This is a genomic window from Streptomyces sp. NPDC037301 (assembly GCF_055602785.1).
The window spans coordinates 187,991-201,212 of sequence record NZ_JBVJWD010000015.1 but is presented as its reverse complement, the minus strand read 5'-3'; the positions used below and the strand labels follow the sequence as shown (position 1 = coordinate 201,212).

The 13,222-nt window shown below is 69.7% G+C and carries 15 protein-coding genes; 7 read left to right on the top strand and 8 right to left on the bottom strand.

The genetic code is table 11. The annotated features are described in order from the left end of the window. Positions 1 to 2: 2 nt before the first annotated feature. Positions 3 to 1,793 carry a substrate-binding and VWA domain-containing protein gene (locus ACZ7IB_RS24480; protein ID WP_470915630.1) on the bottom strand — a complete coding sequence of 597 codons (1,791 nt, stop codon included), beginning with the start codon at positions 1,791 to 1,793 and terminating at the stop codon, positions 3 to 5. Positions 1,794 to 1,977: 184 nt separating this feature from the next. Between ACZ7IB_RS24480 and ACZ7IB_RS24475 the strand changes: the two genes are divergently transcribed. Further along, the gene (locus ACZ7IB_RS24475) at positions 1,978 to 2,757 is read left to right on the top strand and encodes a CPBP family intramembrane glutamic endopeptidase (protein ID WP_470915670.1); all 780 of its coding nucleotides are present in this window, start codon (positions 1,978 to 1,980) and stop codon (positions 2,755 to 2,757) included. A gap of 125 nt (positions 2,758 to 2,882) precedes the next feature. Here the strand turns inward: ACZ7IB_RS24475 and ACZ7IB_RS24470 are convergent, their stop codons facing one another. Together ACZ7IB_RS24470 and ACZ7IB_RS24465 are read right to left on the bottom strand one after the other, a co-directional pair. Beyond that, positions 2,883 to 3,704 (bottom strand): PhzF family phenazine biosynthesis protein, encoded by an 822-nt coding sequence (locus ACZ7IB_RS24470; RefSeq protein WP_470915628.1) that lies wholly within the window; start codon positions 3,702 to 3,704, stop codon positions 2,883 to 2,885. Continuing rightward, positions 3,701 to 3,937 (bottom strand): hypothetical protein, encoded by a 237-nt coding sequence (locus ACZ7IB_RS24465; protein WP_470915626.1) that lies wholly within the window; start codon positions 3,935 to 3,937, stop codon positions 3,701 to 3,703. The genes ACZ7IB_RS24470 and ACZ7IB_RS24465 overlap by 4 nt, the downstream gene beginning before the upstream one ends. A gap of 558 nt (positions 3,938 to 4,495) precedes the next feature. On the opposite strand from ACZ7IB_RS24465, the gene ACZ7IB_RS24460 reads away from it, so the two are divergent. Next, positions 4,496 to 5,107, top strand: a complete 612-nt coding sequence (locus tag ACZ7IB_RS24460) for a PadR family transcriptional regulator (RefSeq protein WP_470915624.1) — start codon at positions 4,496 to 4,498, stop codon at positions 5,105 to 5,107. 68 nt (positions 5,108 to 5,175) lie between these two features. Here the strand turns inward: ACZ7IB_RS24460 and ACZ7IB_RS24455 are convergent, their stop codons facing one another. Next, positions 5,176 to 5,607, bottom strand: coding sequence for a type II toxin-antitoxin system Rv0910 family toxin (locus tag ACZ7IB_RS24455; protein WP_470915622.1), 432 nt, complete (start codon positions 5,605 to 5,607; stop codon positions 5,176 to 5,178). A gap of 61 nt (positions 5,608 to 5,668) precedes the next feature. Continuing rightward, positions 5,669 to 5,890, bottom strand: coding sequence for a hypothetical protein (locus ACZ7IB_RS24450; RefSeq protein WP_470915620.1), 222 nt, complete (start codon positions 5,888 to 5,890; stop codon positions 5,669 to 5,671). A gap of 246 nt (positions 5,891 to 6,136) precedes the next feature. On the opposite strand from ACZ7IB_RS24450, the gene ACZ7IB_RS24445 reads away from it, so the two are divergent. Further along, a complete protein-coding gene (locus tag ACZ7IB_RS24445; RefSeq protein WP_470915618.1) occupies positions 6,137 to 6,688 on the top strand; it encodes a peptidase in 552 nt (183 codons plus the stop codon). Between the two features lie 41 nt (positions 6,689 to 6,729). Here ACZ7IB_RS24445 and ACZ7IB_RS24440 read toward each other — a convergent pair whose 3' ends face one another. After that, positions 6,730 to 7,296, bottom strand: a complete 567-nt coding sequence (locus ACZ7IB_RS24440; protein ID WP_470915616.1) for a TetR/AcrR family transcriptional regulator — start codon at positions 7,294 to 7,296, stop codon at positions 6,730 to 6,732. 103 nt (positions 7,297 to 7,399) lie between these two features. Between ACZ7IB_RS24440 and ACZ7IB_RS24435 the strand changes: the two genes are divergently transcribed. The 3 genes from ACZ7IB_RS24435 (at position 7,400) to ACZ7IB_RS24425 (ending at position 10,049) form a co-directional block, all read left to right on the top strand. Continuing rightward, entirely contained in the window at positions 7,400 to 7,852 is a 453-nt protein-coding gene (locus tag ACZ7IB_RS24435) for a nuclear transport factor 2 family protein (protein WP_470915615.1), read from the top strand. Positions 7,853 to 7,915: 63 nt separating this feature from the next. Beyond that, entirely contained in the window at positions 7,916 to 8,935 is a 1,020-nt protein-coding gene (locus ACZ7IB_RS24430; protein WP_470915613.1) for an EamA family transporter, read from the top strand. 157 nt (positions 8,936 to 9,092) lie between these two features. After that, positions 9,093 to 10,049, top strand: coding sequence for a DMT family transporter (locus ACZ7IB_RS24425; RefSeq protein ID WP_470915611.1), 957 nt, complete (start codon positions 9,093 to 9,095; stop codon positions 10,047 to 10,049). A gap of 53 nt (positions 10,050 to 10,102) precedes the next feature. Here ACZ7IB_RS24425 and ACZ7IB_RS24420 read toward each other — a convergent pair whose 3' ends face one another. Continuing rightward, the gene (locus ACZ7IB_RS24420; RefSeq protein ID WP_470915609.1) at positions 10,103 to 10,798 is read right to left on the bottom strand and encodes a pyridoxamine 5'-phosphate oxidase family protein; all 696 of its coding nucleotides are present in this window, start codon (positions 10,796 to 10,798) and stop codon (positions 10,103 to 10,105) included. 35 nt (positions 10,799 to 10,833) lie between these two features. On the opposite strand from ACZ7IB_RS24420, the gene ACZ7IB_RS24415 reads away from it, so the two are divergent. Then, entirely contained in the window at positions 10,834 to 12,165 is a 1,332-nt protein-coding gene (locus tag ACZ7IB_RS24415; protein WP_470915607.1) for an aminotransferase class I/II-fold pyridoxal phosphate-dependent enzyme, read from the top strand. On the opposite strand, the gene ACZ7IB_RS24410 is transcribed toward ACZ7IB_RS24415, so the two are convergent. After that, positions 12,156 to 13,166 (bottom strand): DMT family transporter, encoded by a 1,011-nt coding sequence (locus ACZ7IB_RS24410; RefSeq protein ID WP_470915604.1) that lies wholly within the window; start codon positions 13,164 to 13,166, stop codon positions 12,156 to 12,158. The two genes, ACZ7IB_RS24415 and ACZ7IB_RS24410, sit on opposite strands and share 10 nt — an antisense overlap. Between the last annotated feature and the right edge of the window lie 56 nt (positions 13,167 to 13,222).

Sequence of the window (13,222 nt, the reverse complement as noted above, 5' to 3'; positions counted from 1 at the left end):
CGCTACTCCTGGGCGGCGTGGTTGCTCTGCCCGGCCGTCATGACGGCCTGCAGAATCACGGCCTGGATCTCGGTCGGGTCGGTGACCTGGTAGCCCCCGCCGCCGGTGACCTTCGCTATCTCGTTCACCTCTTCGCGGTCGGCCTCGGGGCCGACCGCGATGGCGAGGAGCAGCACCGGACGTTCCGGGTCGGCGATCCGCTTCAGTTCCGCGACCAGGGCACTGCGGGAGATGGAGCGGTTGTCCTGGTTCGAGCCGTCGGTGAGGATCACCACAGCGTTGAACTTGCCCTTCACATACGTTGCCTGGGCATCCTTGTACGCGGCCAGAGTGGTGTCGTACAGACCGGTCGCGCCGCCTGGTACCGGCTGCAGCGCGGAGAAGGCCGCGGCGAGCCTCTCGCGGTGAGTGCCGCCGCCCTTCGCAGGGTCCCCGAGTCGGCCCGTCGGCACCAGCCTGCGGTAGTCCTTGTCGCCGTCGAGTGCGGTGGCGAACTCCCAGAGCCCGATCTCGTCGTTCGGGGTGAACTGGTTGAGGGCCTGGATCAGGGACGCCTTCGTGACGTCCATCCGGGACTGGTGGCGCCCCGGCACGATCGTGGCCATCGAACCCGAGGCATCGACGACTGTCGTCAGCCGGGCGCTCTGCACCGTGATCGTCCACATGCCGAGCGTCTGCTGGAGCGCCTCGGCGGACGGCGCTGCGGCGGCCGCGGTGGCGTACGGCTGGGGTTTCCTGCCGCCCGCCGATGCGACCACCGACTCCCCGGCCGTCCCGTCGACGTTTCTGAAGCCGTGCTCCTTCAGGATGGTTTGCGCGTCCGGCTCATTCAGCAGTTTCATGAACCGCAGGGCCGCCCGGCCCTCGGAGGTACTCATCCTGGTCTCGTCCACCAGCGTGTACGGATAGTCGAGCAGCGGGGTGCCGTCCTTGGGGTAGAAGAGATCGAGCCTTCCACCGTCGGTCGACTTCGCGTTGTGGGCGAACGCGGCCTGCTCGGAGAGGAGCACCGCCTGGTTGCGCTCCGGGTTCCCCTGCTCGGCACCCGAATCGCCCTGCGGCAGCGTTTCGAGTACCTGGGTGTCACCGTCCGACATGCGCTGTGCCAGCAGCTTGGCGGTCGCCGCGACCCTGGTGTCGCTGTCGCCGCCCTGCTTCTCGGAGGAAGCGCCGATGCTGGAGAGCGCGAGCAGACCGGTTGCACTGCGTGCCGGGTCGGCCGCGCCGAGACGCACCTTGTCCGAGTCCATGGCCGCGGCCGTCAACTCGGCCCAGGAGTACTTCTTCTTCGGCCAGCCGAGGCTCTTGGCCGCCGACGGCGCAATGGCCAGGGTGACGGGGGAGGAGGCGACGGAATCGCCGGGTGTGATCGGGATGCCGTCACCGGAGCCCTTGGCCCGGTCGAGCCACAGGTCGGAGTCTGGCAGCCAGATCTGGTAGTCCGGGGTACGGGTGCCGGAGGAGAGAGCGTCAGCGACCTTGTAGGAATCGCGGGCCACCACCCGCACGTACAGACAGCGGCCGTCGGATCTCAGGTCGTCCTTGCGCGCCTTGTCGGCGATGGCACGCACGGCGGGGGCGATGTCCGGTGAGGCCACCATGGAAAGACGTACGGCGGAGTCCTCGCAGGAATTCGAGAACGACAGCAGATCGCCCTGCACCGCGACTGCCGTTCCCGCCGCCACCGCGAGGACGAGCATGGTCGCGATCGCTACGGTCCGCCGACGGCGCGGCGGCGGACCGTCCCCGCTTCCATCGGTCGCGTAGTCGTCGGGCAAGCTGTGACGTCCCATGACGGTGGTGCCCCTCCTTGAGGATGAACAAGGAAAAGGGGGACCACACCATCGCCAATGGTGGTTGTCCCCCGGCCTGTCGCGCATGATCTTCGTACCTGCATTCGAGACCTTAGCGGGACAGGGAGCGGGATGGGGCGTGAATGCACAACTCGAGGCAGGTGTACAGGTGGAGGCGGGGCACGTGGCTGAATCTTTCCCCCAAGAGGCTGTGTCGCGACGGATCTTGCGGTCCGAAACGGTGCTGGTGCTGGCTCTCTCATTGGGCGCCAGCGGGGTGTCTGCCCTGATCAGTTTTGTCGGATCGCTGACGAAACCAGGGGGTTTGAAGCAGCAGGCCGCGACGCTCAACGGCTCGTACGCACCAGGGCGTCCATGGCTGGATCTTGCCTGGCAGCTCTTCGGAATCGCGACGGCTCTGGTGCCCGTCGCCCTCGTCGCGCATCTGTTGATGAGGGAGGGGACCGGCCTGCGTGCCATCGGCTTCGACCGGACCAGGCCATGGCCGGACCTGGGGCGCGGCGCGATGGTCGCGGCGGGTATCGGAAGCGCTGGGCTCGCCTTCTATCTGGTGGCGCGGGCAGCCGGTTTCAATCTGACCGTGGTCCCGGAATCACTGCCCGATGTGTGGTGGAAATTCCCGGTTTTGATCCTTTCCGCGCTCCAGAACTCCGTGGTGGAGGAAGTGATCGTCGTCGGGTATCTGCTTCGCAGACTCGGGCAGTTGGGGTGGACGCCGATGGCGGCTTTGGTGGCGAGTTCGGTGCTGCGTGGTTCGTACCACCTGTATCAGGGCATCGGCGGCTTCATCGGCAACATGGTGATGGGTGTTGTCTTCGTGCTGCTGTACCGGCGTTGGGGCCGGGTCGGTCCGCTGGTCGCGGCGCATGCACTGCTCGACATCGGGGCATTTGTTGGATATGCCCTACTTGCGGGGAAGGTGGGGTGGCTGCCCACACCGTGAGTGGGGTGGGACGTCGCTGGGTGGTGTTCACCGATGGGGGCGTACGGCAGTGGTCGGTGGGTGGTGTTGGCGCAGAGGGTGTACGGGAATGGTCCGTATGCCCTCTGCGGTGTCTTCGGAGGGCGTCAGAGTGCCGTGAGCAGTTCGCCGTCGATGACCGTCACGGCGTTGCCGGTCAGCAGGGTGCGGTCGCCGCGCAGCGCGGTGCGGACCAGGCCGGAACGGGCGGAGGCCTGTAGTCCGGTCAGCTCGTCACGGCCGAAGCGGGCCGACCAGAAGGGGGCCAGCGCGGTGTGGGCGCTGCCGGTCACCGGGTCCTCGTCGATCCCGACGCGTGGGAAGAAGCCGCGGGAGACGAAGTCGTAGCCGCGGGCGGGGTCCTCGGCGGCGGCTGTGGCGATGATGCCCCGTCGGGAGAGTCGGCTCAGTGCGGCGAGATCCGGGGTCAGTCCTCGTACGGTCGCCTCGTCGGCCAGTTCGACGACCAGGTCGCCGATGTGAGGGCCGGTGTCGTGTACGGAGAGCGGTTCCGCGCCCAGGGCGACGGCCAGCCCGGCCGGGGCGATCTCCGGTGTCAGTGGGGCTGTGGGGAAGTCGAGCGTGACCGTGCCGTCGGGGTGGGCGGTCGAGGTGAGGATGCCGCACCGCGCGGCGAAACGCACCGTGCCGCTCGCCGTCTGGGTGGTGTGCAGGACGTGCGCGGTCGCGAGGGTGGCATGCCCGCACATGTCGACCTCGGTGGTCGGGGTGAACCAGCGCAGTGCCCAGTCCGCGTCGCCGCCCGGCGACAGCGGGTGGGCGAAGGCGGTTTCGGAGAGGTTCAGCTCCATGGCGATCCGCTGGAGCTGTTCGTCGTCGGCAAAGGCGTCGGAGTCCAGCAGCAGGACTCCCGCAGGGTTGCCGGTGAAGGGGCGGTCGGTGAACGTGTCGACGATTCGGATCCTCATGACGTGACCGTACGTGCGGCGGAAGGCCTCAGACCAAGGCCAATTCCGTATCGCTGGACCGAAAGGCCCGGACGGTTCTCGAGGTCCCGGTAGGCCGCCATGGCCTCGTCCTCGTCGACGGCCGCGAGCAGGCGGTGCAGTGCGTCGGGCACACTGCTGGACCGGTTGCCGAGCGTGCGGAAATCCTCCCACCGTGTGCGGGCGATCTCCATCTCGGCCGGCTGTCTGCGCACCGGACACCTTTCCTGCTCTCGCGCATCAATTGGACCACGCTCCGCCCTGGTCGTACGTGGCGTCCGGCGGGAATTGGCTCCGCTTGTACCGGGCCTGGCAGCAACAATCCGGTACGTGCGGCGCGAGCCGTCCGGCCGGGACGAGACGCGGCACCACCGGTTCGTCCGGGGGTGCCGCCTTCTGGCCGTCACGGTGTCGCGTGAGGAACGGTGCGACGCGTCGTCGATGGGGGCGAGAAGGGCAGCAAGCTGTATGTGCTGTCCGAGGCCCAGGGCCTCCCGCCGGCCGTCGCGGTGTCGGGGCGAACCTGTACGACAGTCAGGCGTTCAAGCCGCCGATCCTCGGCATACCCGCCGTCCGTTCCCGGCGTGGTCCCCGTCGGCGGTGGCCGGTGAAGATCCGGGCAGACAAGGCGTACTGCTCCGCCGAGCACATCAGCCGGCTTCGCGGCCGGAACCTCTCACCCGGCCGAAGGCCGACCAGGATGTTTGTCCAGCGACCGGTTCCGATATATCGTTGACGCATCGCGACAGATCAACGATGGAAGGAGCGTAGCGATGCGATCACGTGGACATGAGCATGAGCGCGGGCATGGACATGGGCACTGCGGGACCGGTCATCAAGGTCGGGGCGACTTCGAGGGGCGGCGGGCGGCCTTCGGGCAGTTCGGTCCGCCTTTCGGCGGCGGTCCCTTCGGTGGCGGACGCGGTCGGGGCGGCGGCCGGGGAAGGGCGCGCCGCGGTGACGTACGTGCGTCGATCCTGGCGCTGCTGAAGGACCGGCCGATGCACGGGTACGAGATGATCCAGGAGATCGGCGAGCGCAGCGGCGGGGCCTGGCGGCCCAGTCCGGGCTCGGTTTATCCGACCCTCCAGTTGCTGGAGGACGAGGGGCTGATCGTCAGCGCGAGCGAGGGCGGCAAGAAGCTGTTCACGCTCACCGGCACCGGCCGCACCGAGGCGGAGTCGGGCCCCGACGCGCCCTGGGAGGAAGCCGGGCGCGGAGTCGACTGGGAAAGCGTCAACGAGATCCGGCAGGCCGGTTTCGGCCTGATGGAGGCGTTCGGTCAGGTCTGGAAGACCGGTTCGGCCGATCAGCGCCAGAAGGCGCTCGCGGTCGTCAATGACGCCCGTAAGAAGCTCTATCTGATCCTCGCCGACGAGCACTGAGCCCGCAGGCGGGGTGCCGAGGGCCTCGCGGCCGAGCCGCGAGGCCCTTCCCGTCGCTCCGGTGGCGGTCAGGCGGCGACGAGCCCGCCCAGTTTGCGCAGTGACTCGACGAGCGCGGCGGTTGCGGAGTCCTTGAGCTTGCCCGCCATCAGGGAGACCGCGGCGCCGGTGAACTCTCCGTCGATGCGTACCGTGGTCGCGTCCCCGTCGGGGGTCAGCGAGTAGCGCATGGCCAGGTTGACGCCCATCGGCCCCTTGCCCTTGGTGGTCAGCAGGCGCGCGGTCTCCAGCTCCGCGACCGTCCACGTCACCTCGGCGGGGAAGCCCATGAGCTTCATGTTCTCCTCGTAGGTGGCCGCGAGTTCGAGTGTCGTCGGGCCGCCCTTGGGGAAGCTGGTGTGGGTGGCGTTCCACTGGCCGTACGCGGTGAAGTCCGTCAGCTTGGCCCAGACCTTCTCGGCCGGTGCTTCGATGCGTGCTTCTGCACTGACTTCGGCCATGCGACCACCCCTTCTCGGCGGGTTACGGTGTCGCGGAACGTAGTCGCAGTGCCGTGAACATTCAATACTGATGAACTGTCAGATCTGTGTGGTCCGTTCCCCCCGTTCCCGCCCGCCAGATCAGTGCGGCGTCGAACCGGTCGGAGGCGCGCGGGTGCGGGCCGTCGTCATGGCAGTGGAACGCGGCCCAGAAGAGATCGGCGCGCAGGGCGTCCGCCGGTGCGTGGATCCGGTATACATACTCCCGTCCGTCGAGCGCCGGTAGGGCGACCAACCAGGACACGTCCGTGGGCCCCCTTCCGGCTGCCGTATGGGTGGTGTGGCGTGTGGGACGTACGAGGGAGGCTCGCGGTTGCTCCGGGGGCGCGGCGCAAGGCGGCGCGCGCCGTTTTCCCGGATCGGATCCGGGAATGGCGAGATCTCATCCGTAAGGAGGAGGAACCGCTCGGGTGTGCCCAACTTGCGTGGGATGCCTAAATGGGCCCCTCCGGCGATGCTTCGGCGCGGTGGGACTGATGGGGTAAGGGGTGTGCAAAACCGGACGCCGTGGATCCCTCAGCAGCCCGCACCGAACCGTGCTGAGCTCGACGCCAGACTCACTGTGGAGCTGGCCGCCGTGGTGACGGGTGCCCGAAGGCGCGCACTGCGCGACGGCGACCGGCAGATCGACACCGCGCATCTGCTGCACTCCCTCATCGAATCGGACCCCGAGGTGCGGGCGGCCTTCGAGGGCGGACCCCAACTGGCCAAGGTGCTCGGATATCTCGTCCAGCGCAGTATCGGATATGGGCTCCGCTGGCAAGGCGCGGTGGAGGACTCCGGCGCTGTCCCGGTCGTTGAGGACCCGGATTCCGCGGTGCGGGACACGGGGGTGGAGGGCTGGTCGCCCTCGGCTGCTTCGGCGATGGCCGAAGCCCGTGAGCGGGCGGAGCTGCGCGGCGACGCGCGGGCCGGAGGGCTCGATCTGCTGGCGGCGCTGGCCTTGGACCACGAGTGCCGGGCCGTCGAGGTGCTGCAGCGGGCCGGCGTCGACGCGGAGCAGCTTGCGGCCCGGATCGTGGGGGCGTCCGGCCAGGGGTGACGGGGAGTCGGGGGCTGACGGCCTGACGTGCGGGCGCCGATTCAGCGTGGCGGTTCGGTCAGGGCCTTGAAGGCCGGGCGGAGCAGGGCGGCGATGCGGTCGGCGGGGGCGTGGCGGAGGGTGTCGAGGCCGAGTAGCTGGTGGCCGATGGTGACGCCGACCATGGTGGTGATGACCAGTGCGGCGCGCAGTTCGGCGTCCTCGGCCTCCGGTAGTGCCGCGCCGATGCTGCCGATCTGCCGGTCGAGGCTCGCACGGACGTGATCGGCCGCGGCTGGATCGGTGAGCATGGAGCGCATCATCGCCAGTGTGCCGTGGGGAAGGCCGCCGAGCTTGAGGCCGAGCGTGGCGATCAGTTGATCCACCAGCGCGTCGCCGTCGGTGCCGGTCGGCAGCGCGGGGGGCGCCTGTACGGCCTGGGTGAACAACTCGCGTTTCGCCCCGAAGTACTGCATGACCAGAGCCGCATCGACGCCTGCCGCAACTGCCACGGCGCGGATGGTGGTGCGATCGAAGCCCCGCTCGGCGAACAGCCCGCGGGCGCTGTCGAGGATGCGCGCCTCGGTGGCTCGGCGGCGCTCGGCGCGGGAGATGTGAGGGATGGTCACGATTTCACTCTACAGCCGTTGACCGAAGCCTTGACGGGCTCGTACGGTAATTGGGTCAACATTCGTTGAATGAACGGATCGAGTAGTGGATGGAGTGAGTGCCGTGTCAGGTCGGCAGAAGCCCTCGGCCCGTACGCCCCGCGAGGTGCTGGGGCGCTACCACCAGGCCATGCTCGACAAGTCCGCGGACGACCTCGCCGACCTGTACGCCGCGGACGCGGTGCACGAGTTCCCGTTTTCCTCTCCCGGGTTTCCCTCCCGCTATGAGGGGCGCGAGGAGGTGCGTGCCGGATACCGGGCGGCCTGGGGCGCGAGCCCCGTCCGGGTGGAGGCCGTCGAGGACATGGAGATCCACGAGACCGCCGATCCGGAAGTGATCATTGGCGAGCACGTCGTGGTCGGCGCGCTGCCGGCCGGGACCTTCGCCGTGCCCGGTGTGCTGATCGTCCGCGTCCATGACGGACTGATCACACGGGTCCGTGACTACATGGACGGACTGGCTGTCGCCGGACTGGGCGAGCTGATGGCGAAAGTTGCGGTGGAGCCGAGCGTCTGACGGAGAGTATGCGTCAGGGGTCACAGGGGTGACGCTACTGACAACAGCTGGCATGATGTCCCGATGCACGCGTCTCAGGGGAGAAGCGCCGGCCTGGGACTTGCCCTGGCCTCGGCGTTCGCATTCGGTGGTTCAGGGGTGGCGGCCAAGCCGCTGATCGAGGCAGGACTCGATCCGCTCCATGTGGTGTGGCTACGGGTGGCGGGCGCCGCCCTTGTCATGCTGCCCGTCGCTTGGCGCCACCGGGTTCTCGTGCGCAGTCGGCCAATCCTGCTGCTGGGGTTCGGGCTGCTCGCCGTGGCCGGTGTGCAGGCGTTCTACTTCGCTGCGATCTCCCGTGTCCCCGTCGGTGTCGCTCTTCTCGTCGAGTATCTGGCGCCCGCGCTCGTCCTCGGCTGGGTCCGCTTCGTCCAGCGCCGGCCGGTCGCCCGGGGTGCCGCGGTCGGTGTGGTGCTTGCCGTAGGGGGACTCACCTGCGTGGTCGAGATCTGGTCGGGTCTGAGCTTCGATGTGGTCGGGCTGCTGCTCGCACTCGGCGCCGCCTGCTGTCAGGTCGGCTACTTCGTCCTGTCGGACCAGGGCAGCGCGGAAGGAGTCGAACCTCCGCATCCGGTCGGTGTCATCGCGTACGGGCTGCTGATCGGCACGGTCATTCTCACCGTGGTCGCACGGCCCTGGGGCATGGACTGGTCGGTTCTGGGCGGCAGCGCGGGCATGGACGGCACGGATGTACCCGCCTGGCTGCTGCTTGTCTGGATCGTGCTGATGTCGACGGTGATCGCCTACGTCACCGGGGTGATCTCGGTGCGGCTGCTCTCACCCGCGGTGGCGGGTGTCGTCGCCTGTCTCGAGGCGGTCATCGCGACCGTGCTCGCTTGGGTGATGCTCGGCGAGCACCTGTCGGCGCCGCAGCTCATCGGCGGTTCCATGGTGCTGATCGGTGCCTTCATCGCCCAGTCGGCGACACCGAAGACGCCCTCCGGTCCCGTCGCATCCGGACGGGGCGAGGGGCACACTGCGGGATCGGACGGAGGCCGTGCCGCTGCCGAGGGGGAGTTGTCCGCGGGTCGTACTGCGACGTAATGTGACGATCATGCATTCGACCGTACTTTCGCCGCCTGCCGTCTAGCGCGGGCGGCCACTCCTGACGAAGACCGGGCTCGGGCAGTTCCGAGCGGTTCGTCGCTGCCCGTGTACCGAGCCGAGCGACCACCGTCCTGTCCTCATCTGGAGAAGTCACGTGTCGAACCCTGCTACCGGCCTGCCCGTCGGGCGAAGCCTCTTCTATCTGATCGTCGCCGGTGTTGCCTGGGGCACTGCCGGGGCCGCCGCTTCGCTGATCTTCGAGGTCAGTGATCTGGGCCCACTCGCCCTGTCGTTCTGGCGTTGCCTGGGCGGCCTCGTGCTGCTGCTCGCCGCGCTGGCGCTACGGCCCCGACGCGTGGCCGTCCCCGCCGAACCGCGCCGTCGTCGGCTGCTGCGCGTCCTGGGGACCGGCGTCGGTCTCACCGTCTTCCAGAGCGCGTACTTCGCGGCCGTCGAGGCGACCGGCCTCGCGGTCGGGACCGTCGTCACCCTTGGAGCGGGCCCCGTGTTCATCGCGGTCGGTGCACGGTTGACCATGGGGGAGCGGCTGGGACGCGGCGGACTCGCCGCGGTGGTGGGTGCGCTGGCCGGGCTCGCCGTACTGGTGCTCGGCGGCGACGGGGCCACCGTGCGGCCCGCCGGAGTCGCCCTGGCACTGCTCTCCGCGGCCGGCTACGCGACGATCACCCTGCTGACCCGGTGGCTCGGTCGCGATGGCGGCGCCACCGACTCGCTCGCCACCAGCGCATGGGCATTCGGGATCGGAGCCGTCGGACTGCTGCCGATGGCTGCGGCCGAGGGGCTCGTACCGCATACCGCTCAGGCCGCGCAGGTCGTGACGCTGCTGGTGTACGTGGCGGCGGTACCGACCGCGCTCGCCTATGCGCTCTACTTCGCGGGCGCCGCGGCGGTACGTGCCGCGACAGTGTCCGTGATCATGCTGCTCGAACCGGTCAGCGCGGCGGTCATCGCCGTGGTGGTGCTCCGTGAACAGCTCACCGCGGCCACCGTCGTCGGGACACTGCTGCTCCTGGTAGCCGTGGCGGGGCTGGCGTTCGCCGAGGCGCGCAGCGCCGCGTACGCCCGCCGCCGGGCGGCCGTACCGGCCTGACCGGCGGGGTGGCCGGAGGTACCCGGCGGCGGGCTAGGCCACCCCGGGAGGGGTCAGAGCGAGGCGATGTAGTCCGGCACCCCGATGGCGGGATCGAGGTCGTGCGAAGGGAGCGGGGTCGCATAGCCGTGGGCGAGCGGCACGACGCCCGCCCAGTGGGGCAGCTCGAGGTCGCGGGGTTCGTCGTTGGGGCCGCCGGTGCGGATCTTGGCGGAGACCTCCTGGAGGTCCAGGCGGATGACCGCTGTCGCGGCCAGCTCCTTCTCGTCGGCGGGCCGCGAGTCCGCGGACCGGCCCGGCACCACGTGGTCGACGATCGCGTCGAGGGCGGTCCGCCGCTCATGCGGGTCGGTGACCGTCCGCGCGATGCCGTGGACCACCACGGAGCGGTAGTTGATCGAGTGGTGGAAGGCGGAACGGGCGAGCACCAGTCCGTCGACATGCGTCACCGTCAGGCAGACGGGCAGGCCGGGATCGGTCCGGCCGGCCTCCCGCAGCGGCCGGGAGCCGGTCGAGCCGTGTACGTAGAGCCGCTCGCCGACCCGGCCGAAGAGCGTCGGCAGGACGACCGGTGAGCCGTCACGGACGAAGCCGAGATGGCAGACATACGCCTCGTCGAGTATCGAGTGGACCAGTTCCCGGTCGTACGCCGCGCGATCGCGGGAACGGGTCGGGACGGTGCGCTCGGTCGGCTGGTATCCGGCCGCGGTGTCCGGGCCCGTGGTCTGCGGCGATGCGGTGTCCGGCATTGCGTACTCCATTGCACTAGTGCATAATCTTGTTTGTGCTAGGAGAGTATCGGATCGTCGGGCGGCGTGCAGCGGAAATTGCCGCCAGTGTGGAGCGCGGGGTCGGGTCGGGGGAGCTCGCGCCCGGACAAGTGCTGCCGCCCATGCGGGAGTTGGCGGACCTGCTGGGGGTGAATCCCAATACGGTGGCGGCCGCCTACCGCACGCTCCGCGACCGCGGGGTGATCGAGACGGCCGGGCGCCGGGGCAGCAGGGTGCGGCCGCGACCCGCGAGTACGGCGCGCGGTTCCCTCCGGGTCGAGGCGCCGCCCGGGGTGCGCGACCTGGGGGAGGGGAACCCCGATCCGGTGTTGCTGCCCGCGCTGGGGGAGGCATTCGCGGCGGCCGCGGGTGAGTATGCGCGGCGGCCCGGAATGTACGGACAGCCACCGGTGGACCCGGAGTTCGCCACACTCGCCCGCGCCGCGCTGGATGCCGACGGACTGCCGGCCGGATCCGTGGTTGCGACCTCCGGATCGCTGGATGCGATCGAGCGCGTACTGGTCGCGCATCTCAAGCCCGGTGACGCGGTGGCCATCGAGGACCCGGGGTGGGGCAGCTTGCTGGATCTCGTACCGGCGCTGGGGTTGCGCCCAGTGCCCGTCGCGCTCGACGACGAGGGACCGTTGCCCGATGCCGTCGAGCACGCGCTGAACGCCGGTGCCCGCGCCCTCGTGGTCACCGACCGCGCGCAGAATCCGACCGGGGCCGCGATCAGCGCCGGGCGCGCCTTCGAGCTGCGGGGCGTTCTTGCCGGACACCGCGGCGTTCTCCTGATCGAGGACGACCACGGGCACGCCATCGTCGATCTGCCGCTGTACCCGCTGGCGGGCGCCACGGACCGGTGGGCATTCGTGCGGTCCGTGGCCAAGGCGTACGGACCGGATCTGCGGGTCGCCGTGCTGACCGGCGACCCGGTCACGGTCGACCGGGTGTCGGGCCGGCAGCGGCTGGGCCCCGGCTGGGTCAGCAGACTGCTGCAACGGGCCGTGGTGCACTTGTGGTGCTCGGGCGCGGTCGATTCGGGCGAGGTGGCAGGGGCGTACGCCGAGCGGCGGGACGCGCTCGTGAAGGCGCTGGAGGAGCGGGGCGTGGAGGCGCACGGACGCAGCGGCATGAACGTGTGGGTACCGGTCAGCGACGAGACCGGTGCGGTGGCGCGGCTGCTGCACGCAGGCTGGGCGGTGGCGCCCGGTGCGAGGTTCCGGATGGCCGCGCCCCAGGGGATCCGGCTCACCGTCTCACCGCTGACCGGGGCCGACATCGGGCCGCTGGCCGATGCGGTGGCGGCAGCTGCGGGACCGGCGAAACCGCTGAACTACGGCTGAGCCTCGGTCCTGGCCTTGCCGCTGCGTGCCCTGCTCTGGGTGAGAGCGGCACCTGCCAGGACCACGAGCGCGCCGACCGGAGTGTTCCAGCTCAGCTGCTCGCCGAGCATGACGACTCCGGCCGCGGTGGCGATCACCGGAATGAAGTAGGTCACCATCTGCGCGGTCGTCGGTCCGACCTCCTCCACCAGGCCGTACTGCATCAGCACCGCGAGGCCCGTGCCGAGCGCCCCCAGGGCGACCACGGCAAGTGTCGGGAGCAGCGGGAATCCATCGGGAGCCGATGTGAACAGCGGGGTCACCAGGGCGATTTGCACCGTGCCGAGAAAGAGCTGGCTGCCGGTCAGGGCGAGCGTGGACGAACTGCTGCCCGCCAGCGTCCTGCGGACGTAGATCCAGCCGACCGGATAGCTGAGGGAGGCGAGCAGGGCCATGGCCGTACCGCTGAAGTCCAGCCCGGAGAAGCCCTGCCAGGCGCCAAGCACGGTAAGTACACCGAGGAATCCGAGCCCGAGTCCGGCGACGCGGCGACGGGTCGGCCGGTCTTCGGAGAGCGCGACGAGTGAAAGCGCCATGCCCCACAGGGGCGAGGTCGCATTGCAGATTCCGGCCAGCGTCGACGGGATGCTCAGCTCGGCATACGCGAAGAGCGAGAACGGCAGTGCGTTCAGGAAGAACGCGGCGACGGCCAGGTGCCCCCACGTGCGGGCGCCGCGCGGCAGCCGCTCACGCCGTACTGCCATCGCGACGGCAAGCACCGCCGTGCCCGACAGGAGGCGGCCGAGAGTGACCTGGAACGGGGCGTACCCCTCGGTACCGACCTTGATCAGAAGGAAGCTGAAACCCCAGATGAGCGAGAGTGCCCCGAACCGGATCCGCCAGTCCGGCGCCCGGCGCACGGCAGGCGCCGGGACCGGAGCCGGAGTGGTCGTCCCGGCCTGCGGGGCAGGGGTGGAGGGCTTGGCGGGAGGAGTGGTTCTCTGCGTGGCAGGGGCGCTCATGGGGTCAACCATGACGAAAAAGATCGCGTAGGACAAGTGAGATTTTGTGCGGGATT

Excerpts from the sequence above, each read along its gene's own strand:
- ACZ7IB_RS24480 (WP_470915630.1), bottom strand. The coding sequence starts at position 1,793 with ATGGGACGTCACAGCTTGCCCGACGACTACGCGACCGATGGAAGCGGG.
- ACZ7IB_RS24470 (WP_470915628.1), bottom strand. The coding sequence starts at position 3,704 with ATGAGGATCCGAATCGTCGACACGTTCACCGACCGCCCCTTCACCGGC.
- ACZ7IB_RS24460 (WP_470915624.1), top strand. The coding sequence starts at position 4,496 with ATGCGATCACGTGGACATGAGCATGAGCGCGGGCATGGACATGGGCAC.
- ACZ7IB_RS24455 (WP_470915622.1), bottom strand. The coding sequence starts at position 5,607 with ATGGCCGAAGTCAGTGCAGAAGCACGCATCGAAGCACCGGCCGAGAAG.
- ACZ7IB_RS24430 (WP_470915613.1), top strand. The coding sequence starts at position 7,916 with ATGCACGCGTCTCAGGGGAGAAGCGCCGGCCTGGGACTTGCCCTGGCC.
- ACZ7IB_RS24420 (WP_470915609.1), bottom strand. The coding sequence starts at position 10,798 with ATGCCGGACACCGCATCGCCGCAGACCACGGGCCCGGACACCGCGGCC.
- ACZ7IB_RS24410 (WP_470915604.1), bottom strand. The coding sequence starts at position 13,166 with ATGAGCGCCCCTGCCACGCAGAGAACCACTCCTCCCGCCAAGCCCTCC.